This window comes from Kitasatospora papulosa (genome assembly GCF_000717245.1).
GTDB classification, from domain to species: Bacteria; Actinomycetota; Actinomycetes; order Streptomycetales; family Streptomycetaceae; genus Streptomyces; species Streptomyces papulosus.
This window is the reverse complement of record NZ_JNYQ01000013.1, coordinates 143,006-165,455: the sequence shown is the minus strand read 5'-3', so window position 1 is coordinate 165,455 and position 22,450 is coordinate 143,006. Positions and strand designations below refer to the sequence as shown.

26 protein-coding genes and 3 tRNA genes are annotated in these 22,450 nt (G+C 70.9%); 22 read left to right on the top strand and 7 right to left on the bottom strand.

All coding sequences use genetic code 11. From position 1 onward, the window contains the following. Positions 1–76 precede the first annotated feature (76 nt). The 4 genes from IA22_RS0127825 to IA22_RS0127810 all read left to right on the top strand — a co-directional run bounded on the left by IA22_RS0127825 (position 77) and on the right by IA22_RS0127810 (position 1,202). Positions 77–796, top strand: coding sequence for an HAD family hydrolase (locus tag IA22_RS0127825; RefSeq protein ID WP_030125184.1), 720 nt, complete (start codon positions 77–79; stop codon positions 794–796). An 85-nt stretch (positions 797–881) separates the two neighbouring features. Then, positions 882–953: transfer RNA gene (locus IA22_RS0127820), tRNA-Gln, on the top strand. Positions 954–972: 19 nt separating this feature from the next. After that, a tRNA-Glu gene (locus tag IA22_RS0127815) sits at positions 973–1,045 on the top strand. Between the two features lie 84 nt (positions 1,046–1,129). Then, positions 1,130–1,202, top strand: a tRNA-Glu gene (locus tag IA22_RS0127810). A gap of 174 nt (positions 1,203–1,376) precedes the next feature. On the opposite strand, the gene ndgR is transcribed toward IA22_RS0127810, so the two are convergent. Then, entirely contained in the window at positions 1,377–2,093 is a 717-nt protein-coding gene (gene ndgR / locus IA22_RS0127805; protein ID WP_014048551.1) for an IclR family transcriptional regulator NdgR, read from the bottom strand. A gap of 173 nt (positions 2,094–2,266) precedes the next feature. Between ndgR and leuC the strand changes: the two genes are divergently transcribed. From leuC to IA22_RS0127785, 4 genes are all read left to right on the top strand, one after another. Beyond that, on the top strand, positions 2,267–3,691 hold the full coding sequence (gene leuC / locus IA22_RS0127800) for a 3-isopropylmalate dehydratase large subunit (RefSeq protein WP_014153850.1): 1,425 nt from the start codon (positions 2,267–2,269) through the stop codon (positions 3,689–3,691). A 5-nt stretch (positions 3,692–3,696) separates the two neighbouring features. Then, positions 3,697–4,290, top strand: a complete 594-nt coding sequence (gene leuD / locus IA22_RS0127795; RefSeq protein WP_014153849.1) for a 3-isopropylmalate dehydratase small subunit — start codon at positions 3,697–3,699, stop codon at positions 4,288–4,290. A 104-nt stretch (positions 4,291–4,394) separates the two neighbouring features. After that, entirely contained in the window at positions 4,395–4,622 is a 228-nt protein-coding gene (locus IA22_RS0127790; RefSeq protein ID WP_014153848.1) for an SCO5555 family protein, read from the top strand. 142 nt (positions 4,623–4,764) lie between these two features. Next, positions 4,765–5,421, top strand: a complete 657-nt coding sequence (locus IA22_RS0127785) for an HU family DNA-binding protein (protein WP_030125183.1) — start codon at positions 4,765–4,767, stop codon at positions 5,419–5,421. 81 nt (positions 5,422–5,502) lie between these two features. On the opposite strand, the gene IA22_RS0127780 is transcribed toward IA22_RS0127785, so the two are convergent. Continuing rightward, positions 5,503–5,706 carry a hypothetical protein gene (locus tag IA22_RS0127780; protein WP_030125182.1) on the bottom strand — a complete coding sequence of 68 codons (204 nt, stop codon included), beginning with the start codon at positions 5,704–5,706 and terminating at the stop codon, positions 5,503–5,505. Positions 5,707–5,716: 10 nt separating this feature from the next. Then, a complete protein-coding gene (gene cofC, locus IA22_RS0127775) occupies positions 5,717–6,400 on the bottom strand; it encodes a 2-phospho-L-lactate guanylyltransferase (RefSeq protein ID WP_014153845.1) in 684 nt (227 codons plus the stop codon). A 149-nt stretch (positions 6,401–6,549) separates the two neighbouring features. Here cofC and IA22_RS0127770 point away from each other — a divergent pair, with 149 nt between their 5' ends. Genes IA22_RS0127770 through IA22_RS0127760 form a run of 3 tightly spaced genes read left to right on the top strand, consistent with a single transcriptional unit; the run spans position 6,550 to position 9,528 of the window. After that, the gene (locus IA22_RS0127770) at positions 6,550–7,302 is read left to right on the top strand and encodes a lysophospholipid acyltransferase family protein (protein ID WP_014153844.1); all 753 of its coding nucleotides are present in this window, start codon (positions 6,550–6,552) and stop codon (positions 7,300–7,302) included. Continuing rightward, complete coding sequence (locus tag IA22_RS0127765) at positions 7,299–8,309, top strand: NAD(P)H-dependent glycerol-3-phosphate dehydrogenase (RefSeq protein WP_014153843.1); 1,011 nt, start codon at positions 7,299–7,301, stop codon at positions 8,307–8,309. The genes IA22_RS0127770 and IA22_RS0127765 overlap by 4 nt, the downstream gene beginning before the upstream one ends. A gap of 34 nt (positions 8,310–8,343) precedes the next feature. Continuing rightward, complete coding sequence (locus tag IA22_RS0127760; RefSeq protein WP_030125181.1) at positions 8,344–9,528, top strand: D-alanine--D-alanine ligase family protein; 1,185 nt, start codon at positions 8,344–8,346, stop codon at positions 9,526–9,528. Positions 9,529–9,565: 37 nt separating this feature from the next. Here the strand turns inward: IA22_RS0127760 and IA22_RS0127755 are convergent, their stop codons facing one another. Further along, positions 9,566–10,051 (bottom strand): DUF3515 domain-containing protein, encoded by a 486-nt coding sequence (locus tag IA22_RS0127755; RefSeq protein WP_015578892.1) that lies wholly within the window; start codon positions 10,049–10,051, stop codon positions 9,566–9,568. Between the two features lie 20 nt (positions 10,052–10,071). Further along, on the bottom strand, positions 10,072–10,305 hold the full coding sequence (locus IA22_RS0127750; RefSeq protein WP_014153840.1) for an Lrp/AsnC ligand binding domain-containing protein: 234 nt from the start codon (positions 10,303–10,305) through the stop codon (positions 10,072–10,074). Positions 10,306–10,625: 320 nt separating this feature from the next. Between IA22_RS0127750 and IA22_RS0127745 the strand changes: the two genes are divergently transcribed. Next, positions 10,626–11,597 carry a thiamine-phosphate kinase gene (locus tag IA22_RS0127745; protein ID WP_014153839.1) on the top strand — a complete coding sequence of 324 codons (972 nt, stop codon included), beginning with the start codon at positions 10,626–10,628 and terminating at the stop codon, positions 11,595–11,597. A 10-nt stretch (positions 11,598–11,607) separates the two neighbouring features. Beyond that, the gene (gene thiD / locus IA22_RS0127740; protein ID WP_030125180.1) at positions 11,608–12,417 is read left to right on the top strand and encodes a bifunctional hydroxymethylpyrimidine kinase/phosphomethylpyrimidine kinase; all 810 of its coding nucleotides are present in this window, start codon (positions 11,608–11,610) and stop codon (positions 12,415–12,417) included. 92 nt (positions 12,418–12,509) lie between these two features. Here the strand turns inward: thiD and rpmB are convergent, their stop codons facing one another. Beyond that, positions 12,510–12,695: a 50S ribosomal protein L28 gene (rpmB, locus tag IA22_RS0127735; RefSeq protein WP_003965989.1), complete on the bottom strand. Its 186-nt coding sequence runs from the start codon at positions 12,693–12,695 to the stop codon at positions 12,510–12,512. A gap of 256 nt (positions 12,696–12,951) precedes the next feature. On the opposite strand from rpmB, the gene IA22_RS0127730 reads away from it, so the two are divergent. The 9 genes from IA22_RS0127730 to mutM all read left to right on the top strand — a co-directional run bounded on the left by IA22_RS0127730 (position 12,952) and on the right by mutM (position 22,035). Next, entirely contained in the window at positions 12,952–14,574 is a 1,623-nt protein-coding gene (locus tag IA22_RS0127730; protein WP_030125179.1) for a DAK2 domain-containing protein, read from the top strand. Positions 14,575–14,625: 51 nt separating this feature from the next. Continuing rightward, entirely contained in the window at positions 14,626–16,887 is a 2,262-nt protein-coding gene (recG, locus tag IA22_RS0127725; RefSeq protein ID WP_030125178.1) for an ATP-dependent DNA helicase RecG, read from the top strand. Positions 16,888–16,974: 87 nt separating this feature from the next. Then, positions 16,975–17,559, top strand: a complete 585-nt coding sequence (gene rsmD / locus IA22_RS0127720; protein ID WP_030125177.1) for a 16S rRNA (guanine(966)-N(2))-methyltransferase RsmD — start codon at positions 16,975–16,977, stop codon at positions 17,557–17,559. A gap of 26 nt (positions 17,560–17,585) precedes the next feature. Then, complete coding sequence (coaD, locus tag IA22_RS0127715) at positions 17,586–18,065, top strand: pantetheine-phosphate adenylyltransferase (protein ID WP_041667884.1); 480 nt, start codon at positions 17,586–17,588, stop codon at positions 18,063–18,065. 97 nt (positions 18,066–18,162) lie between these two features. Further along, complete coding sequence (locus IA22_RS0127710; protein WP_030125176.1) at positions 18,163–19,275, top strand: ATP synthase subunit B family protein; 1,113 nt, start codon at positions 18,163–18,165, stop codon at positions 19,273–19,275. A 137-nt stretch (positions 19,276–19,412) separates the two neighbouring features. Continuing rightward, a complete protein-coding gene (locus tag IA22_RS0127705; RefSeq protein WP_014153832.1) occupies positions 19,413–20,078 on the top strand; it encodes a YceD family protein in 666 nt (221 codons plus the stop codon). A gap of 2 nt (positions 20,079–20,080) precedes the next feature. Continuing rightward, on the top strand, positions 20,081–20,254 hold the full coding sequence (rpmF, locus tag IA22_RS0127700; RefSeq protein ID WP_003965982.1) for a 50S ribosomal protein L32: 174 nt from the start codon (positions 20,081–20,083) through the stop codon (positions 20,252–20,254). A gap of 19 nt (positions 20,255–20,273) precedes the next feature. After that, positions 20,274–21,098 carry a ribonuclease III gene (rnc, locus tag IA22_RS0127695; protein ID WP_015578899.1) on the top strand — a complete coding sequence of 275 codons (825 nt, stop codon included), beginning with the start codon at positions 20,274–20,276 and terminating at the stop codon, positions 21,096–21,098. Between the two features lie 79 nt (positions 21,099–21,177). Then, a complete protein-coding gene (mutM, locus tag IA22_RS0127690; RefSeq protein WP_014153830.1) occupies positions 21,178–22,035 on the top strand; it encodes a bifunctional DNA-formamidopyrimidine glycosylase/DNA-(apurinic or apyrimidinic site) lyase in 858 nt (285 codons plus the stop codon). A gap of 10 nt (positions 22,036–22,045) precedes the next feature. On the opposite strand, the gene IA22_RS0127685 is transcribed toward mutM, so the two are convergent. Further along, positions 22,046–22,450 (bottom strand): winged helix-turn-helix transcriptional regulator, encoded by a 405-nt coding sequence (locus IA22_RS0127685; protein ID WP_014153829.1) that lies wholly within the window; start codon positions 22,448–22,450, stop codon positions 22,046–22,048.

Here is a 22,450-nt window from a genome sequence, read left to right as displayed (position 1 = left end):
GCCCTGCAGGGTGGCCACCCCGTCGTGTGCGTCGGAACGGCAGGTGACGCGGGGCGTACGCCGCTAATCTGGCCGCATGCCGATCCGAGCGGTTCTCTGGGACATCGACGACACGATCTTCGACTACTCGGGAGCCGATCGCGTCGGCATGCGCAGGCACCTGGAGATCGAGGGACTGCCCGCGGCGTACACGTCGCCCGATCACGCCCTCGACGTCTGGAAGGCCGTCACCGACGTGCACTGGGCGCGGTTCGCCGAAGGGGAGCTCGACTTCCCGGGGCAGCGGCGGGAGCGCGTGCGGGCGTTCCTCGGGAAGCCGCTGGGCGACGCCGAGGCCGACGCGTGGTTCGGCCGGCACGCCGCCCACTACGAGGCCGCGTGGACGCTCTTCCCGGACACCGTGCCGGTGCTGGACCTGCTGGCCGACGCGTACCGGCACGCCGTCCTGTCGAACTCGAGCATCCACCACCAGGACCGCAAGCTGCGCGCCCTCGGGGTGCGGGACCGCTTCGAGGCGGTGGTGTGCGCCGTCGAGTTGGGTGTCTCCAAGCCGGACGCGGGGGCCTTCCACGCCGCCTGCGAGGTCCTGGAGCTCTTGCCGCAGGAGGTGGCCTACGTGGGGAACGAACCCGACATCGACGCGGGCGGCGCCGTCGCCGCCGGGCTGACGGGCATCTGGCTGGACCGGGAAGGCCGGGGCGGACGTCCCGAACTCGTGCGGATCACCGGTCTGCACGAGCTTCCCGGTCTGCTGGCCGGCGATACCCGTTTTGGAGCGCCGGACACCTTCAGGTAATGTTCTTCCTGCGCCGCCCGAGCGGGCCGAAAGATCCGGCCGGGAAGCGCAGACAGAAATAATACCCCCAGGGGTTGCGTTTCAGTGGGCTATGGTGTAATTGGCAACACTACGGTTTCTGGTACCGTCATTCTAGGTTCGAGTCCTGGTAGCCCAGCGCAAGACCGAAGTAACAAGCCCCCGTTGTGTAGCGGCCTAGCACGCTGCCCTCTCACGGCAGTAGCGCCGGTTCGAATCCGGTCGGGGGTACAGATCCATCCCGCGAGAACATCTGGGTCGCACCCACGTTCTTCGGTGAAAACATCCGGCTGTGGCCGGGTGAGGATCGCTAGGGCCCCCGTTGTGTAGCGGCCTAGCACGCTGCCCTCTCACGGCAGTAGCGCCGGTTCGAATCCGGTCGGGGGTACAACACAGCAGCAGGAAAAGGCCCTTCACTTCGGTGAGGGGCCTTCTTCGTGTCCGCGCGAGGGACGCTCCCGCCTGAGCCGGACCACGGGGGAGGCTCATCACGGCGGTGCGGCAGGTGAGTTGGGCCGCCACGACGCTGGGGCGGCCGGAAGGGGTCGGGGTAACGCGGGCATCAGCCCGTGCGGCGCAGGGCTTCGCTCAGCCGTGCCGCCGAGTCGATGACGGCCTGCGCGTGCATCCGGCCCGGGTGGCGGGTGAGGCGCTCGATCGGGCCCGAGACGGACACCGCGGCCACGACCCGGTTCGACGGCCCGCGCACGGGGGCCGAGACCGAGGCCACGCCCGGCTCGCGCTCGCCGATCGACTGGGCCCAGCCACGACGGCGTACCCCCGAGAGGGCCGTCGCCGTGAAGCGGGCCCCTTGCAGGCCCCGGTGCAGGCGCTCCGGCTCCTCCCAGGCCATCAGGATCTGCGCGGAGGAGCCCGCCTTCATCGTGAGGGTGGAGCCGACCGGCACGGTGTCCCGCAGACCGGACAGCCGCTCCGCGGCCGCCACGCAGATCCGCATGTCGCCCTGCCGGCGGTAGAGCTGCGCGCTCTCCCCGGTGATGTCCCGCAGATGTGTGAGTACGGGTCCGGCCGTCGCCAGGAGGCGGTCCTCGCCTGCCGCGGCCGCGAGCTCCGCGAGCCGGGGGCCGAGAATGAACCGGCCCTGCATGTCCCTCGCCACCATGCGGTGGTGTTCGAGTGCCACGGCCAGTCGGTGTGCCGTGGGCCGTGCGAGCCCTGTCGCCGCGACCAGCCCGGCGAGGGTGGCCGGACCGGACTCCAGGGCGCTCAATACCAGAGCTGCCTTGTCGAGAACGCCGACGCCGCTAGAGTTGTCCATACGACGATACTCGCGTCTCACTCTGTGAAACGCAAGTTCAATTTTCCCCGGAAGTTGCGAACCTGTACGTGCGGCCGTACGACGGCCCGCAGCCACCGCCCCGGTCGGGGGTCCGGGCGGCGGCAACCGAATCTCTAGTTGGGCCGGCGAAGACGCCGGCCGGAGGGAAAGCGATGGGTAGGACACTCGCGGAGAAGGTCTGGGACGACCACGTCGTCCGGCGCGCCGATGGCGAGCCCGACCTCCTCTTCATCGATCTGCACCTGCTGCACGAGGTGACCAGCCCGCAGGCGTTCGACGGTCTGCGTCAGGCCGGCCGGCCGGTGCGGCGCCTCGACCTCACCATCGCCACCGAGGACCACAACACCCCGACCCTCGACATCGACAAGCCGATCGCCGACCCGGTCTCCCGCGCCCAGCTGGAGACCCTGCGCAAGAACTGCGCGGAGTTCGGCGTCCGGCTGCACCCGCTGGGTGACGTCGAGCAGGGCGTCGTGCACGTCGTCGGCCCCCAGCTCGGCCTGACCCAGCCCGGCACCACGGTCGTCTGCGGTGACTCGCACACCTCCACCCACGGCGCTTTCGGAGCGCTGGCCTTCGGCATCGGCACCAGCCAGGTCGAGCACGTCCTGGCCACCCAGACGCTGCCGCTGGCCCGCCCCAGGACCATGGCGATCACCGTCGAGGGCGAGCTCCCCGACAGCGTCACCGCCAAGGACCTGATCCTGGCGATCATCGCCCGGATCGGCACCGGCGGCGGCCAGGGCTACATCCTCGAATACCGCGGCTCCGCCATCGAGAAGCTCTCGATGGAGGCCCGGATGACCATCTGCAACATGTCGATCGAGGCCGGTGCCCGCGCGGGCATGATCGCTCCCGACGAGACCACCTTCGCCTATCTGAAGGGCCGCGACCACGCGCCCGAGGGCAAGGACTGGGACGCGGCGGTGGAGTACTGGAAGACGCTGCGCACCGACGACGACGCCGTCTTCGACGCCGAGGTCGTCATCGACGGCGCCTCGCTCGCGCCGTTCGTCACCTGGGGCACCAACCCCGGCCAGGGCGCGCCCCTGTCGGCCAACGTCCCCGATCCCGCTTCGTACGAGGACGCCTCGGAGCGCCATGCCGCCGAAAAGGCCCTGGAGTACATGGGGTTGACCGCGGGCCAGCCGCTGCGCGAGATCGGCGTCGACACCGTCTTCGTGGGTTCCTGCACCAACGGACGCATCGAGGACCTGCGGAACGCCGCCTCGGTCCTGGAGGGCCGCAAAGTCGCCGACGGCGTACGGATGCTGGTCGTCCCGGGCTCCGTCCGGGTCGCTCTCCAGGCCGTCGAGGAGGGCCTGGACAAGGTCTTCACCGCCGCCGGCGCCGAATGGCGGCACGCGGGCTGCTCGATGTGCCTCGGCATGAACCCCGACCAGCTGGCCCCCGGCGAGCGCTCCGCCTCCACCTCGAACCGGAACTTCGAGGGCCGGCAGGGCAAGGGCGGCCGTACCCACCTGGTGTCCCCGCAGGTCGCAGCCGCCACCGCCGTGCTGGGCCATCTGGCCTCGCCCGCCGATCTGTCCGACGTCCGTACGCCCGCCGGAGTCTGAGAGCCATGGAAGCATTCACCGCACACACCGGCCGGGCCGTCCCGCTGCGCCGCAGCAACGTCGACACCGACCAGATCATCCCCGCGCACTGGCTGAAGAAGGTCACCCGCGACGGCTTCGAGGACGGGCTCTTCGAGGCCTGGCGCAAGGACGAGAACTTCGTCCTCAACCGCCCGGAGCGCGCGGGCGCCTCGGTTCTGGTCGCCGGCCCCGACTTCGGCACGGGCTCCTCGCGTGAGCACGCGGTCTGGGCCCTCCAGAACTACGGCTTCAAGGCCGTCATCTCCTCCCGCTTCGCCGACATCTTCCGGGGCAACTCCCTGAAGAACGGTCTGTTGACCGTCGTCCTCGACCAGAAGGTCGTCGACAGGCTCTGGGAGCTGAGCGAGGCCGACCCGACCGCCGAGATCACGGTCGATCTGGAGAAGCGACAGGTCCTCGCGGAAGGCGTCACGGCCGACTTCGAGCTCGACGAGAACGCCCGCTGGCGACTGCTGAACGGGCTCGACGACATCAGCCTCACTCTTCAGAACGAAGCGGACATTGCGACTTACGAGGCGGCCAGGCCGTCCCACAAGCCGCGTACGATTGACGCCTGAGCAGCGCTTTTCCCGAACTGCGCCCCCTGCCGCCCGGCAGGGGGCGCAGTCGCTTGTTGAGACCCCCTCGGGCGACAACTCGCCCCAGATGGCACAATCGGTGCATGGAACGCGACAGCCAACTCGAGCTCTACGGCCACGTCGCCGACCGATTGAAGGAAGCGCACTCAAAGGTGCGCGCACTGCAAGTCCCGGAGGGCGTACGGATGGCGCTGTCCCGGAAGCTGTTGGTCGTCACGGCCGCGGCTAAGCACGATCTCCCAGGCGCGGCAAGGCGTCTGGACCGTCTGATGAAGGACCTCGATGAGGGCCGATTCCCCGAAGGTGACTGACTCCGCGGACAGCGTGGCGGTCGACTTCGTTGCGGCACTAGGGTGATTAGCCCGTTTCGTGTTTGATTTGCGGTATATATCTGCCTAACGTGCGAAAAAGCCTGAACAGTTTCGTTCCGGCAATGTCTCCGAAGGGGAAGACGTGAACAAGGCGCAGCTCGTAGAAGCGATTGCCGACAAGGTCGGAGGCCGCCAGCAGGCCGCGGACGCCGTCGACGTGGTTCTCGACGCCATCGTCCGCGCGGTCGTCGCCGGGGACCGTGTCTCGGTCACAGGCTTCGGCTCGTTCGAGAAGGTCGACCGTCCCGCCCGGTACGCCCGCAACCCCCAGACCGGTGAGCGCGTGCGGGTCAAGAAGACCTCCGTGCCCCGTTTCCGCGCGGGACAGGGCTTCAAGGACCTGGTGAGCGGCTCCAAGAAGCTCCCCAAGGGCGGCGAGGTCTCGGTCAAGAAGGCGCCCAAGGGCAGCCTCTCGGGCGGTTCTTCCACCCGCACCACGGCGAAGGCGGCCGCCAAGAAGGCCACGGCCAAGAAGGCCACCGCCAAGAAGGCCACGGCGGCTGCGAAGAAGACCACCGCCGCGAAGAAGACCACGGCCAAGAAGACCACCGCCGCGGCCGCGAAGAAGACCACGGCGGCGGCGAAGAAGGCGACCCCGGCGAAGAAGGCGACGGCCACGAAGAAGACCGTCGCGGCCAAGACGGCGCCCGCCAAGAAGACCACGGCGAAGAAGGCGCCCGCGAAGAAGACCACGGCACGCAAGACCACAGCCAAGAAGGTCACCGCACGCAAGAAGTGAGACCGGGCACCGCTCGCTCCTCACACGCGCCGGGCCGGGCTCCCCTCGGGGAGCCCGGCCCGCGGGCTGTTCAGGGCCCGTTCAGAGCGTCTGCAGCGTCACCAGGGTGATCCGCAGCGTGGTGCCCTCACCCTCGGTCTCGATCCGCACCCGCTGCCCCGGACGCAGCAGTCGCAGCCCTCCCGCGTCGAACGCCGCCGCGTCGAAGTCCACCGGTGTGCCGTCGTCGAGCAGCACGCTGCCGCTGCGTGTCCCGGAGTCGTACGTGAACGAGGTCGCCTGCATGTGCGGCAGCCTATCGGTCCGCGGCGTGCGCCACCGGGGCCGACGGGCCCGCGGTGAACCGTCCCACCCCCAGTGCCAGCGCCTCCTCCAGATCGTCGGCCGTGTCCACGTCCCTGCGGACGGATTCGAGACCCGGCAGCGTGATCTCGACCGCCCCCGACGAGAGGTGCCGCGCCCGGGACGCCCCGCCGAAGGCCGGCCGCAATTCCACTCCGGGCATCGCGGAAAGAAATGTGGTGCCGATTCCCTGGGTATCACCGAGAAAGGCGCGGGGAAATGCGCCGGAGAATTCGAGCACCCGCCCCAATTCGGCGGGACGCAGGGCGGGCAGATCCGCGTTGAGCGCGGCCACCGCCGCACCCGGCCTTCGCGCCCGCACCGACCGCGCACCGTGTTCCAGCGCCGCGTTGAGACCGGCCGCCGGCGCGTCCCTCACGACGCGCGCGCCGAGGGCGTTCAGCGCCGCCCCGGCCACCGGGTCGTCCGTGACGACCACCACATCCGCCACCGCCCGGCAGGACAGGGCGGCCGACACGGTGTCCTGTGCGAACGCCAGGGCCATGCGGGGACGCAGAGCCTCACCCACCGCCCGCCCGAGCCTGCTCTTGGCCCGTGCGAGAGGTTTCAGCGGGACGACCAGGGACCAGGGGCCGGTCGGGTCGGTGTTCGTGGCGATCTCCCCCTCCGTGCGCATCAGCCCTTATTCTCGCCTGCCGGTACGACAACCGGGAGGTCCGCCCCCCACAGGTGAGGCGTACGGTGTTCTCCACAGCAGGGGCCCCCGGGCGAGGCAGCAGCGCCACGAGCCCCGCAGCAGCTCAGTTCCTAGAGGAAGGCGTCCGAGTGTCCCGCCGCAGAATCGGCTTCTGGTACCGCCTGGCGGCGGCCATCGCAAAACCGCCCCTGGTGGTTCTGTTCAAGCGGGACTGGCGGGGAATGGAGCACATTCCGGCCGATGGCGGATTCATCACCGCGGTCAATCACAACTCGTACCTGGACCCCCTGTCCTACGGGCATTTCCAGTACAACACCGGACGCGTCCCGCGGCTGCTCGCCAAGGCGGGTCTCTTCAGGACGCCGTTCGTCGGAATGATCCTGCGCGGTACCGGGCAGATCCCCGTCTACCGCGAGTCGACCAACGCCCTCGACGCCTTCCGGGCCGCCGTCGACGCCATCGAGCGGGGCGAGTGCGTCGCCTTCTACCCCGAGGGCACGCTCACCCGGGACCCCGACATGTGGCCGATGGCCGGCAAGACCGGCGCGGCCCGGGTCGCGTTGATGACCAAGGCTCCGGTCATCCCCGTCGCCCAGTGGGGCGCGAACCTCGCGATGCCGCCCTACGCCAAGGAGAACAAGCTCCGGCTGTTCCCCCGCAAGACCCTGCGGGTGCAGGCGGGACCGCCTGTCGACCTCACCCCGTACTACGGCCTGGAGCCGACGCCCGACGTCCTGCGCCAGGCGACCGAGACCATCATGGCCGCGGTCACCGCCCAGCTCGAGGACGTGCGCGGCGAGAAGGCGCCCGCCGAGCTCTACGATCACCGCAAGGCCCGTGCTGAACAGCGGCGCAAGGCAGAGGGAAAGGGAACGACGTGACGCACCCCGTCAAGGCGGCCGTCTTCGGAACCGGCTCATGGGGTACGGCCTTCGCCGTGGTCCTCGCCGACGCCGGCTGCGAGGTCACCCTCTGGGGCCGCCGCGCCGAGGTCGCCGAGGCCGTCAACACGACCCGTACCAACCCGGACTACCTGCCGGGCGTCGAACTGCCCGAGTCGGTCCGGGCCACCACGGACCCCGCGGAGGCGCTGCGCGGCGCCGACTTCGCGGTCCTCGTCGTGCCCTCGCAGACCCTGCGCGCCAATCTGGCGGACTGGGCGCATCACCTCGAGCCGCAGACGGTCCTCGTCTCCCTGATGAAGGGCGTCGAACTCGGCACCGCCAAGCGGATGAGCGAGGTCATCGCGGACGTCACCGCGGTCACCCCGGACCGGATCGCCGTCATCACCGGCCCCAACCTCGCCAAGGAGATCGCCGAACGCCGCCCCGCCGCGGCCGTCGTCGCCTGCCCGGACGAGGACGTCGCCCGGCGCCTCCAGGCCGCCTGCCACACCCCGTACTTCCGCCCGTACACCAACACCGACGTGGTCGGCTGCGAGCTCGGCGGCGCCGTGAAGAACGTCATCGGCCTCGCCGTGGGCATCGCCGACGGCATGGGCCTCGGCGACAACGCCAAGGGCTCCCTCATCACCCGCGGCCTCGCCGAGACCACCCGGCTCGGCCTCGCCATGGGCGCCGACCCGCTCACCTTCTCCGGACTGGCCGGACTCGGCGACCTGGTGGCGACCTGCTCCTCGCCCCTCTCGCGCAACCACACCTTCGGTACCAACCTCGGGCGGGGGATGACGCTCCAGGAGACCGTGGCCGTCACCAGCCAGACCGCCGAGGGCGTCAAGTCCTGCGAGTCCGTGCTGGATCTGGCGCGCAGGCACGGCGTCGACATGCCGATCACCGAGACCGTCGTGGGCATCGTCCACGAGGGCAAGCCGCCGGTCGTCGCGCTCAAGGAGCTGATGTCGCGCAGCGCCAAGCCCGAGCGACGCTGACTCGAGCCCTACCAGCAGGTACGCTCGTCGCGATATGAGCAGCCAGAACCTCCCCCAGAGCCCTGAGGGCCCCCTGAGCTCCGAGCAGCGCTCCGAGCCGGGCCGCAAGCCGCGTGTGGCCGTCGTGTTCGGCGGCCGGAGCTCCGAACACGGCATCTCGGTCGTCACGGCCGGCGCCGTCATGAGCGCCCTCGACCGGACGAAGTACGACGTCCTGCCGATCGGTATCACCAGGGACGGACGGTGGGTCCTCACGTCCGACGATCCGGCCCGCATGGCCATCACGGACCGCCAGGTGCCCGACGTGGACCAGCTCGCCGGGTCCGCACGCGGCGCCGTGGCGCTCTCCGTCGACCCGGGGAACCGTGACGTCGTCGTGGGCGAACCCGGTTCGGTGCCCGAGGTCCTGGGGGAGGTCGACGTCGTCTTCCCCGTGCTGCACGGCCCCTACGGCGAGGACGGCACGCTCCAGGGGTTCCTGGAGCTGTCCGGCGTGCCGTACGTCGGCGCGGGTGTCCTGTCCTCGGCCGTCGGCCAGGACAAGGAGTACATGAAGCGGGTGTTCGTCTCCTTCGGCCTGCCGGTCGGCCCGTACGAGGTCGTCCGCCCCCGGGAATGGGACACGGACCGCCCGGCCGCCCGCAAGCGCGTCATGGAGTTCGCGGCCGAACACGGCTGGCCGCTCTTCGTGAAGCCGGCCCGCGGCGGCTCCTCCATGGGCATCACCAAGGTCGACGACGCGGCCGGTCTCGACGAGGCGATCGAGGAGGCCCGCCGGCACGACCCCAAGTTCCTCGTGGAGTCCCTGCTGAGCGGCCGGGAGATCGAGTGCGGCGTGCTGGAGTTCGAGGACGGACCGCGCGCCAGCGTGCCCGCCGAGATCCCGCCCGTCACCGCGCACGACTTCTACGACTTCGAGGCCAAGTACATCGACTCGGCGGCCGGTCTGGTTCCCGCTCCGCTCACCGACGAGCAGACCGCCCAGGTGCAGCGGCTCGCCGTCGAGGCGTTCGAGGCCGCCTCCTGCGAGGGCCTGGTGCGCGCCGACTTCTTCCTCACCGACGACGGCTCGTTCGTCATCAACGAGGTCAACACCATGCCGGGATTCACTCCGATCTCGATGTTCCCCCGCATGTGGCAGGCGAGCGGGGTGGAGTACCCGGAGCTGGTGGACCGGCTGATCACGGCGGCGCTGAACCGCTCCACCGGCCTGCGCTGACCCCGCGGGTGAGGGCTGCCCCGTGCCGGGGCGGCCCTCACAGGCTGTCGGGGACCGTCTTCTTCACGGGCGCGGCGAACGCGGACAACGGGGTGATGTCATGCGCGTACTCGGACCCGAGCGTCACCTCGACGTACGCCTTGCGGTAGGTGGTCGTGAACCGGGGGCCGGCGTCGTCCCGCTGCTCCAGCAGCCAGTTGACGCCGTCCGCGTCGACGGCCTTGGACTGGGAATCGTCCATCTTCGCGGGCCGGGGGACGCCGCAGCGCAGTACGATCGCCCCGTCCCCCCAGCCGGCGGTCAGGTCCGAGTCCGGTGAGGGATCGGTCCGCTCCAGATCGTCGACGGTTCCCGGCAGTTCCTCGTGCAGTTCCCCGCAGTACCCGGCGGCCTCCGGCGACGGCGTGGGAACCGCCACCGAGGGCTGGTCACCACCGGAACATCCCGCCACGACCAGCACGAGCAGGGCGGCGGTGGGGGCGAGGACACGGGATCGGCGGGACCGGCGGCAGGTGTGAGTCACCGGACCAGCGTAGACAGGGGTCAGAGGTGGACGACCGGGCAGGTCAGGGTACGCGTGATGCCGTCCACCTGCTGGACCTTGGCGACCACCATGCGACCGAGCGCGTCGACCGTGTCGGCCTGCGCGCGCACGACCACGTCGTAAGGACCTGTGACGTCCTCTGCCTGAATCACTCCCGGGAGTTTCGCGATGGTCTCGGCGACGATCGACGCCTTGCCCACCTCGGTCTGGATGAGGATGTACGCCTGTACCACGGAACCTCCAGGGCGGCCACGAGGATCATGTGGGGGAAAGGGACGCCACGTTATCGCGTCGCCCCCGGCCGCGGGGAGACCTACGGGCCGGTTGACGCCCACCGCGTGGCGCACGCACCACAGAAGTTGACGTATCCCTCGACGGTACCGACAGCAGTGGGCGCTCGCGACCGCAAGCCCACCGGTGCGGAAGGGGGACAGTGATGCCCGCACGTCCCGGGGCCACCGGCTTCCGTGGGCCGTCCGCCCACGGTCCGGGCCCCCGGCCGCTGAAGCAGCCCGGACAGGTGTCCGGTGCGATAGATGAGAGGTGACACTCGGTGAAGGGAACTGTGGGCGAGTTGGGGGAGTTCGGGCTCATCAGAGAGCTCACGTCCCGGCTCACCACCACTCCGGCGGTACGGCTGGGGCCCGGCGACGACGCCGCGGTCGTGGCCGCTCCCGACCGCAGGGTCGTGGCCAGTACGGACATCCTGCTGGAAGGGCGGCACTTCCGCCGTGACTGGTCGACGGCGTACGACGTCGGCCGCAAGGCCGCCGCGCAGAACCTCGCCGACATCGCGGCGATGGGCGCCGTACCCACCGCGCTGCTCCTCGGCCTCGTCGTCCCGGCCGACCTGCCCGTCACCTGGGCCGGCGAGCTCATGGACGGCCTGCGCGACGAGTGCCAGGTCGCCGGTGCCGCCGTGGTCGGCGGCGATGTCGTCGGCGGCGACACCATCACCGTCTCGATCACCGCGCTCGGCGACCTGCGCAACCACGAACCCGTCACCCGGGCCGGCGCCCGCCCCGGCGACGTCGTGGCCGTGACCGGGTGGCTCGGCTGGTCCGCGGCCGGATTCGCCGTGCTCTCCCGGGGGTTCCGCTCGCCGCGGGCGTTCGTGGAGGCCCACCGGCGCCCCGAACCGCCGTACCACGCGGGCCCGGCGGCGGCCGGTCTGGGCGCCACGGCCATGACCGACGTCAGCGACGGACTCGTCGCCGACCTCGGGCACATCGCCGAGGCCAGCAAGGTCCGCATCGACCTGCGGTCCGGGCTCATCGACATCCCGTCGCAGATGTCCGACATCGGGCAGGCCGTCGGCGTCGACCCGCTGCAGTGGGTGCTCACCGGGGGAGAGGACCACGCGATCGTGGCGACCTTCCCGTCCGACGTGAAGCTCCCCGCGCGCTGGAAGATCATCGGGGAGGTTCTCAACCCCTCGGCGCTGCCCCAGGTCACCGTCGACGGGGCGCCCTGGACGAGCAAGGGCGGCTGGGACCATTTCGGATCCATCGAGGACGCCCAGTAGATTCCGGGGCATGAGCGCACCTGCCCCGATACCGCCCCGTGTCCTCACCGTCGCCGGATCCGACTCCGGCGGCGGTGCGGGCGTCCAGGCCGACCTGAAGACGATGCTGGCCCTCGGCACCCACGGCATGAGTGTGCTGACCGCCGTGACCGCCCAGAACTCGCTGGGCGTGCAGGGCGCGTGGGAGCTCCCCGCGGACGCCGTACGCGCCCAGTACCGCAGCGTGGTCGACGACATCGGCGTCCAGGCGGTGAAGACCGGCATGCTGTCCTCGGCCGTGATCGTGGACACCGTCGCCGGACTCCTCGCCGGCACCGGCGCACCCGTCGTCGTCGACCCCGTGGGGGTCTCCAAGCACGGGGACGCGCTGCTCGCCGCCGAAGCCCTCGACTCCGTACGCACGAAGCTGCTGCCCGTCGCCACGGTCGCCACCCCGAACCTCGACGAGGTGACCCAGCTCACCGGCGTCACCGTCACCGACGAGACGGGAATGCGCAGGGCCGCGGCGGAGGTCCTCGCCTTCGGACCGCGCTGGGTGGTGATCAAGGGCGGCCATCTGCCCGGTGACGCCGTGGACCTGCTGACGGACGGTGACGAGGAGCACTGGCTCCGCGCACCGCGGCACGACAACCGGCACACCCACGGCACCGGCTGCACCCTGGCCTCCGCCATCGCCTGCGGACTCGCCCGCGGGCAGGACGTCCCGACCGCGGTGCGGGGCGCGAAGGAGTACGTCACCGGCGCGATCCGGGCCGGCTTCGCGCTGGGCGGCGGGATCGGCCCCGTCGACCACGGCTGGCGCGCACGGACCGCCCGCTGAGCAGCAGGCCCGGCCCGCGCACAGCAAAAAGCCGGTCCACCGAGGTGGACCGGCTTTTTGGGCAACCGGAAGGCTGCGCTACGACGGGGACGTCAGCGCGCGACCTTGCCGGCCTTGATGCACGAGGTGCAGACGTTGAGCCGCTTCGGCGTCCGACCGACCACGGCACGCACGCGCTGGATGTTGGGATTCCAGCGACGGGACGTACGGCGGTGCGAGTGCGAAATGCTGTTGCCGAAGCTCGGCCCCTTGCCGCAAACGTCGCAGTTGGCAGCCACGGGTCACTCCAAAACTTCAGATGCACTTACAGTGAATTCCGGCGCGCCGGAATCATTTTACTGAAGTGGCGGTACCGGAGGAATGTCCCGACTCTCGTCGGGCAACCGAAGCAGCATACAACGGCTGCGTCGGAGATACGAAACTACCACGACGCCCCGGGCACTCCGTCCCCGCACCTGTGCCCGAGGGGTCCGCCGGCGAGGACTACCCTGCGGTGCAGCCAGCCCCCCACGGCCGTCCCAAGGAGGACCAACGGTGCCGCAGTCCCCCGACGCTCTCGACGCCGTCGCGGTGCGCGCCTGGTGCTCACTGGCCCTGGAGGCCCTCGGCCGGCAGCGGGCGGCCATCGACGCCATCAACGTCTATCCGGTCGCCGACGGGGACACCGGCACCAACCTCTACTTCACCGTGGAGTCCGCCGCCGCCGCCGTCGAAGCGGTCTTCGCCGCCCATGAGACCGGCCCCACCGTGCCCGCTCACGCCGACGTCGTGCGGGCCATGGCGCACGGTGCGCTGATCGGTGCCAGGGGGAACTCCGGGACCATCCTGGCCCAGCTGCTGCGCGGCATGGCCGCCGTGCTGTCCGAGGCGGGTGACGCGGATCACCTGCGGACCGCGCTGGCGGAGGCCGCCGCCGCGGCGCGGCTGGCCGTGGCCCGTCCCGTGGAGGGAACGGTGCTCACCGTCGCCACCGCCGCGGCCGAGGCGGCCGTGGCCACCGGCCGGGACTCCGGCCTCGAAGAGGTGGCCGAAGCGGCGTACGAAGGGGCGCGGGCCGCCCTGGCCGCCACCCCTGGCCAGCTCCCCGTCCTCGGCCGCGCGGGGGTCGTGGACGCGGGCGGGCAGGGCCTGGTCACCGTACTGGGAGCCCTGCTGGAAGCGGTCGGAGGCCGGGCCCGCGGGGGCGCCGTCGGGCCGGCCCCCGAGACCTTGCCCCTGACCGGCGACTGCGCGGAGCCGGGACCGGACGGCGGTCCGGCCTTCGAGGTCATCTATCTGCTGGAGGCCTCCGACGACGCGGTCGCCCGGCTGCGGAACCGGCTGGACGCGCTGGGGGACTCCCTCGTCGTGGTCGGCGGCGACGGCCTGTGGAACGTCCACGTCCACGTCGACGACGCCGGCGCGGCCGTCGAGGCCGGGGTCGAGGCGGGCCGCCCCTACCGGATCCGGATCACCCACTTCGCCGCCGACCGGGGCTCGGCCCACCGCGAACCCGCCCAGCGCGCGGTCGTCGCCGTGGTACCCGGCGACGGCCTCTCCGGTCTGTGCGCCGAGGCCGGTGCGACCACCGTGCTGGCGCGCCCCGGGGAGCCGCCGGCCAGCGGCGAACTGGTGGACGCCATCCGCCGGGCGCACGCCCGCGAGGTGGTCCTGCTGCCCAACGACGCACAGCTGCGCCACACCGCGGCCGCGGCCGCCGAACAGGCCAGGACCGAGGGCATCCGCGTCGCCCTGGTCCCGACCCGCGCCGCCGTCCAGGGCATCGCCGCGCTCGCCGTCCACGAGCCGGGCCGCAGCTTCGACGAGGACGTCGTCGCGATGACCTCGGCGGCCGGAGCCACCCGCTACGCCGAACTGGCCGTCGCCGAGCGGCAGTCGTGGACCATGGCGGGCATCTGCCAGGCAGGCGACGTCCTCGGACTGATCGACGGGGACGTCGTGGTCATCGGCGAGGACGTCCCCGGCACGGCCCGCACCGTCCTGGACCGGATGCTCTCGGCGGGCGGCGAACTCGTCACCCTCGTCCTGGGGGAGGACGTGCCCGACCTCCTGGGCGACGAGCTGAGCGAACACGTCCGGGAGGGCTACCTCGCCGTCGACACGGTCGTCTACCGGGGCGGCCGCCAGGCGGCGCCCCTGCTGATCGGCGTCGAGTGAGACGACACCGGGCGCCGCGCCCGGCGGTGTCTGTCGGTGCCGTGGTGTGCAATGGACCCCGTGTCCGCTTTCGATGAACCCCTCAAGAAGCTGCTCGGCGGAGCCACCGCGAAGGTGATGGCCGAACACCTCGACCTGCATACGGTCGGTGATCTGCTGCACCACTACCCGCGCCGCTACGAGGAGCGGGGCCGCCTCACGGCGCTCACCGAGCTCCCGCTCGACGAGCACGTGACCGTCGTCGCCCAGGTCGCGGACGCGCGGATCATGATGTTCAACAACGGCCGGGGCAAGCGCCTCGAGGTCACCCTGACCGACGGGAGCGGCAGGCTCCAGCTGGTCTTCTTCGGCCACGGCGTCCACAAGCCCCACAAGGAGCTGCTGCCCGGCCGCAGGGCGATGTTCGCGGGCAAGGTCTCCGTCTTCAACCGGAAGATGCAGCTCGCCCACCCCACCTACCAGCTCCTCGACGCGCGGGACGACGACGCCGGCGACGTGACCGAGGCCGTCGACGCCTTCGCGGGTCAGCTGCTGCCGATCTACCCGGCCTGCAAGCAGCTCGACTCCTGGCGGATCGCCAAGGCCGTCGACACCGTCCTGCCCAGCGCCCAGGAGGCGGTGGACCCGCTGCCCCCGGCCCTGCGCGAGGGGCGCGGATTCGTCCCCCTGCCGGAGGCGCTGCTCAGGATCCACCGGCCGCAGACCAAGGCGGACATCGCGGCCGCGCGGGACCGGCTCCGCTGGGACGAGGCCTTCGTCCTCCAGGTCGCGCTCGCCCGCCGCAGGTACGCCGACACCCAACTCCCGGCGAAGGCGCGCCGGTCCGTCCCCGGCGGGCTGCTCGACGCCTTCGACGCGACCCTCCCCTTCACCCTCACCGAAGGCCAGCAGAAGGTCACCGGGGAGATCTTCGACGCCCTGGCGACGGAACACCCCATGCACCGGCTGCTCCAGGGGGAGGTCGGGTCCGGCAAGACGCTGGTCGCCCTGCGCGCCATGCTCAGGGTCGTCGACGCGGGCGGCCAGGCGGCGATGCTCGCGCCCACCGAGGTGCTGGCCCAGCAGCACCACCGCTCGGTCACCGAGATGATGGGCGAGCTCGCCGAGAAGTGGGGGCTGTGGCGCGATGCGCCTCCTCAGGAGGGTGGCGGCGGGCGACCGGAGGGAATGCCGGGCGGGTCCGGCCTGGGCACGAAGGTCGTCCTGCTCACCGGGTCCATGGGTGTGGCGGCCCGCCGCCAGGCGCTGCTCGACCTGGTCACGGGCGAGGCCGGGATCGTCATCGGCACCCATGCGCTGATCGAGGACAAGGTCCAGTTCCACGACCTCGGTCTGGTCGTCGTCGACGAACAGCACCGCTTCGGCGTGGAACAGCGCGACGCGCTGCGCTCCAAGGGGAAGCAGCCGCCCCACCTCCTGGTCATGACGGCCACCCCCATTCCCCGGACGGTCGCGATGACGGTCTTCGGCGATCTGGAGACCTCGGTGCTCGACCAGCTCCCGGCCGGCCGTTCGCCCATCGCCAGCCACGTCGTCCCCGCCAAGGACAAGCCGCACTTCCTCAGCCGCGCCTGGGAACGCGTCCGCGAAGAGGTGGAGAACGGCCACCAGGCGTACGTCGTGTGCCCCCGCATCGGCGACGAGGACGAGCCGGCCGGCAAGAAGACGAAGAAGGCCGCCGAGGAGGACGGTGACAAGCGTCCGCCCCTCGCGGTGCTGGAGATCGCCGAGCAGCTCGCCAAGGGCCCGCTCGCCGGTCTGCGCGTCGAGGTCCTGCACGGCAGGATGCCCGCCGACGACAAGGACGACGTGATGCGCCGGTTCGCCGCCGGTCAGGCCGACGTCCTCGTCGCCACCACCGTCATCGAGGTGGGGGTGAACGTCCCCAACGCCACCGCGATGGTGATCATGGACGCGGACCGGTTCGGCGTGTCCCAGCTGCACCAGCTCAGGGGCCGTGTCGGGCGCGGCAGCGCCCCCGGCCTCTGCCTGCTGGTCAGCGAGGCCCACGAGGCGAGCCCCGCCCGGGCGAGGCTGTCCGCGGTGGCCGCCACCCTCGACGGCTTCGAGCTCTCCCGCATCGACCTCGAACAGCGCCGCGAGGGTGACGTCCTCGGTCAGGCCCAGTCCGGCGTCCGCTCCTCCCTGCGCGTGCTCAGCGTCATCGACGACGAGGAGGTCATCGCCGCGGCCCGCGAGGAAGCCGTCCGCGTCGTCGCGGACGACCCCGGGCTCGAGCGCCTGCCGGAGCTGCGCACCGCACTGGACGCGCTGCTCGACAAGGACCGGGAGGAGTACCTCGACAAGGGGTGACCGGGCGGATCCCCGGCGACGCCATATCGTGGGGAGCACGGCGCACGTCCCGTCCTGCGCGCCGCCCGCGACCCGAGGAACAGACCCATGACCCGCGTGATCGCCGGCACGGCCGGCGGACGCCGCCTGGCCGTCCCGCCCGGCACCGGCACCCGCCCCACCTCCGAACGTGCGCGCGAGGCCCTGTTCTCCACCTGGGAGGCGCTCCTGGGCACGCTCGACGGCATCCGCGTCGCCGATCTCTACGCGGGTTCCGGCGCGGTGGGCCTGGAGGCGCTCTCGCGCGGAGCCGTCCACGCCCTGCTCGTGGAGGCCGACGCCAGGGCCGCGCGCACCGTCCGCGACAACATCCGCACCCTCGGCCTGCCCGGTGCCGAGTTCCGTGCGGGCAAAGCCGAACAGATCGTGACGGGACCGGCACCCTCCGATCCGTACGACGTGCTCTTCCTCGATCCGCCGTACGCCGTCACCGACGACGATCTTCGGGAGATCCTGCTCACACTCCGGGCTCAGGGGTGGCTCACGGACGACGCTCTCGTCACGGTGGAACGGAGCACCAGAGGCGGGGAATTCACCTGGCCCGAAGGATTCGAGCCAGAGCGGGCGCGTCGCTACGGCGAAGCCACGTTTTGGTACGGTCGCGCCGCTTCTACGTGCGAAGACGCACGATGACCGCACCGGAGAGCGAGGGAATCACGTTGCGCCGCGCCGTCTGTCCGGGGTCGTTCGACCCCATCACCAACGGGCATCTCGACATCATCGGACGAGCCTCGAAGCTGTACGACGTCGTGCACGTCGCCGTGATGATCAACCAGTCCAAGAAGGGCCTGTTCACCGTCGACGAGCGGATCGAGCTGATCCGCGAGGTGACCGCCGACTTCGGCAACGTCGAGGTCGAGTCCTTCCACGGCCTGCTGGTCGACTTCTGCAAGCAGCGCGACATCCCGGCGATCGTGAAGGGCCTGCGGGCCGTCAGCGACTTCGACTACGAGCTGCAGATGGCCCAGATGAACAACGGCCTCTCGGGTGTCGAGACGCTCTTCGTGCCGACGAACCCCACCTACAGCTTCCTGTCGTCCTCCCTGGTCAAGGAGGTCGCCACCTGGGGAGGCGACGTGGCGCACCTGCTTCCGCCGACGGTCCACGAGGCCCTCGTCAAGCGGCTCGGCGAGAAGTGACGCACTGACGGACCGTCACCAGGTGTCGGGCGGGAGGCGACTGGCCTTACAGTCGTCCCGTCCGTCTCCAACAGCAGCAGAGAGTGGCGAGCACACGGTGGACGTGCAGAAGAAGCTCGACGAGATCGTCGAAACGGTCGGCAACGCCCGGTCCATGCCCATGTCGGCGTCCTGCGTGGTCAACCGGGCCGAACTGCTCGCGATGCTCGAGGAGGTGCGCGAGGCCCTGCCCGGCTCGCTCGCCCACGCCCAGGAACTCATCGGCGGCAGTGAGCAGCTCGTCGAGCAGGCCCGGCAGGAGGCCGGGCGGATCATCGAGTCCGCCCGCGCGGAGCGCGGCTCGCTGATCTCCGGTACCGAGATCGCCCAGCAGTCCCAGGCCGAGGCTGACCGGATCCTGTCCGAGGCCCGCAGGGAGGCCGACGAGGTCCGCGGCGAGGCCGACGAGTACGTCGACAGCAAGCTGGCCAACTTCGAGGTCGTCCTCACCAAGACCATCGGGTCCGTCGACCGGGGCCGCGAGAAGCTCCTCGGCCGCGGCCAGGGCGTCGACGAGCAGGGTTACGAGGACCCCGACTTCGCCGAGGCACCCGAGCGCAGCGCCGACCCGGAGACGCTCCGCCGGCGCGCCGACGACTACGTGGACACCAAGCTCGGCGCCTTCGAGGCCGTGCTCGCCAAGACCCTGGAGGCCGTCGGCCGGGGCCGCCAGAAGCTGCACGGCCGGGTCGCCACCGACGACCTCGGTGCGCACATGGCGGCCCAGGACGCGGCCGGAGGCGCTCGGCACACCAGTGACGAGGACCACTGGGCCGGTCTGGCCGAGCTCGCCACCCCCGAGCCGCCCCGGAGCCCCGCGCAGCACTCCTACGCGGAGCCGGCGCAGCCGGACTACGCGCCGGTGGCCGGCTACCAGGACCCCGCGCAGTCCGGCTTCCCGGCCCAGGCCCAGCCCGACCAGCAGTACGCCCAGACGTACGGGTACCAGGACCAGCAGCAGCCGCAGGACGCCTACGGCTACCAGCAGCAGCCCGACCCGTACGGCTACCAGCAGCAGGCGTACGACCCCAACCAGCAGCAGGACTACGGCTGGCAGCAGCAGGCCCAGATCCCCGCCCAGCAGGGGGAGGGCGCGCTCGACGAGACCAGTCTCTTCGACACCAGCATGATCGACCTGGATCAGCTGCGCCGGTACGAGCAGGGCCGCTGACCGGAGCGGGCCGTACCGGATTGGGAGCTGGGCGGTACGTCCAGTATCCTGGCTCTTCGGTCGCGTGTATGTCCGCGATCCCGGCTGCCCTCTTTCCGTCAGGACAGGGGTGGCCCTCCCGAAGCCGCACCACGCACATGATTTCGAAAGCAGGAAAAGCCCTGAACGGCCACCTCGACCACCGCAGCCCTCTCGTGTTCGATACGCGCGAGCTGGGCCGGCGTCCTGGTGCCATGAAGCGGCTGACCCGCACGGCGGAAGCACCGAAGGACCTCGGCATCGACGGGGTCATCGGCGTTCCGGAGAACGCGCCCCTGGCGCTGGACCTCCGCCTCGAATCGGTCATGGAAGGGGTGCTCGTCACAGGCACCGCCCGTGCGACGGCCGAGGGGGAGTGCGTAAGGTGTCTGGAGCCGCTGACCCTCGAGGTCGAAGCGGACTTCCAGGAGATGTTCTCGTACCCTGACGCCGATGACCGGAACCGCAGCAGGACCGCGGACCCGGTCGACGACGCCGAGGACGACGAGGACAGGTTCTTTCTCGAGGACGACTCGTTCGACCTCGAGCCTGTGCTGCGTGACGCGGTGGTGCTCGCACTGCCGCTGCAGCCGGTGTGCAAGGAGACCTGTGCCGGTCTGTGTTCCGAATGCGGAATCAGGCTGGACGAGAATCCGGACCATCACCACGACGTCGCCGACATCCGTTGGGCGGCACTGCAAGGACTCGCCGAGACCGTTCAGGACGGCGAGAAGGACAACATGGGCGGCGCCGAACCGGGCGTCGACGAGAAGCAGGAGAAGTAGCCGTGGCTGTTCCGAAGCGGAAGATGTCGCGCAGCAACACGCGCCACCGCCGGTCGCAGTGGAAGGCTGCGGTCCCCACCCTGGTTTCGTGCGAGCGTTGCCAGGAGCCGAAGCTCCAGCACATTGCGTGCCCGAGCTGCGGCACCTACAACAAGCGCCAGGTCCTCGAGGTCTGAGCGGCTGGTGAGAGGCCCGATGTCTGAGTTGTCCAGCTCCAAGAAGCAGACAGACAACATCAACACAGCCTCGTCCCACACGCTTCTGGAAGGGCGGCTCGGGTATCACCTCGAGTCCGCCCTTCTGGTGCGTGCGCTGACCCATCGCTCGTACGCGTACGAGAACGGCGGTCTGCCCACCAACGAGCGGCTCGAGTTCCTCGGGGACTCGGTTCTCGGCCTGGTGGTCACGGACACGCTGTACCGCACCCACCCCGACCTGCCCGAAGGCCAGCTGGCCAAGTTGCGGGCCGCGGTGGTCAACTCGCGTGCACTTGCGGAAGTGGGCCGCGGCCTCGAACTCGGCTCCTTCATCCGGCTCGGCCGCGGTGAAGAGGGCACGGGTGGCCGGGACAAGGCTTCCATCCTCGCCGACACCCTTGAAGCGGTGATCGGCGCCGTCTATCTCGACCAGGGCCTCGGCGCGGCCTCGGAGCTGGTCCACCGGCTCTTCGACCCGCTGATCGACAGGTCCTCCAACCTCGGAGCCGGCCTGGACTGGAAGACCAGTCTCCAGGAGCTCACCGCGAGCGAGAGCCTCGGAGTTCCCGAGTACCTCGTCACGGAGACCGGCCCCGACCACGAGAAGACCTTTACTGCTGCTGCTCGCGTCGGTGGTGTCTCGTACGGCACCGGCACCGGTCGTAGCAAGAAGGAAGCGGAGCAGCAGGCGGCCGAGTCCGCCTGGCGCGAGATCAGCGCCGCCGCGGAAGCACGGGAGGCCGCGGCCAAGGCCGCAGCTGACGGAGGGGCCGCCGACACCCCTGCCGGCCCGTCGCCGCACTCGGACGCAGCTCCTGCCTGATCCATCCGGAAGCCCCTCGGTGCCTCGGCGCACCGAGGGGTTTTCGCTGTCCCGCCACGTCGTCGAAGGAGTGCCCGCCGTGCCCGAACTGCCCGAGGTCGAAGTCGTGCGGCGGGGCCTGGAACGCTGGACCGCCGGACGCACCGTCGAGGCCGTCGAGGTCCTGCATCCGCGTGCGGTCCGCCGGCACCTCGCCGGCGGCGCCGACTTCGCGGCCCGGCTGCGCGGTCTGCGGTTCGGCACGGCGATGCGCCGCGGCAAGTACCTCTGGGTGCCCCTCGACGAGGCGGACTCCTCGCTCCTGGGCCATCTCGGCATGAGCGGTCAGCTGCTCGTGCAGCCCGAGGACGCCGTGGACGAGAAACACCTGCGTATCCGGATCCGCTTCGACGACGCGCTCGGCACCGAGCTGCGCTTCGTCGACCAGCGCACCTTCGGCGGGCTGTCGCTGCACGACAACACCCCCGACGGCCTGCCCGACGTCATCGCCCACATCGCACGCGACCCCCTCGACCCGGCCTTCGACGACGCCGCCTTCCACCTCGCGCTGCGTCTGCGCCGTACGACGGTCAAGCGGGCCCTGCTGGACCAGTCCCTGATCAGCGGCGTGGGCAACATCTACGCCGACGAGGCGCTCTGGCGCAGCCGGCTCCACTACGAGCGGCCGACCGCGAGCCTGACGCGCCCGCGGACGGCGGAGCTGCTCGGCCATGTCCGGGCGGTGATGAGGGAGGCCCTCGACCAGGGCGGTACCAGCTTCGACAGCCTGTACGTCAACGTGAACGGTGAGTCCGGCTACTTCGACCGGTCCCTGGACGCGTACGGGCGGGAGGACGAGCCCTGCCGCCGCTGCGGTACGCCGATGCGCCGGCGGCCCTGGATGAACCGCAGCAGCTACTTCTGCCCGCGCTGCCAGCGTCCGCCACGGATCTCCTGACGTCTCCCGCTCAGGCCCCGTGCGCGGCGTCGTACCGGGCGCGGGCCTCGACGACCTCGGGCATCCGGCCCTCGACCAGCTCGATGAGGGCCGTCAGCCGCTCCGCGACCTGTCGGCCGAGCGGTGTGAGGCCGTAGTCGACCCGCGGCGGATTGGTCAGCTGCGCATCGCGGTGCACCAGGCCGTCGCGCTCCAGCGCGTGCAGCGTCTGGGAGAGCATCTTCTCGCTGACTCCGTCGACCCGGCGGCGCAGCTCGTTGAAGCGGGCGCCGCTCTCGTACAGCGCGCCCAGGGTCAGACCGCCCCAGCGGCCCGTGACGTGCTCCAGCGTCCCCCGCGAGGGGCACTGCCGGGAGAAGACGTCGAAGGCCGCGTCGCTGTGGTCCTGCAGGGGGGCGGTGGCCGTCTCACTCAT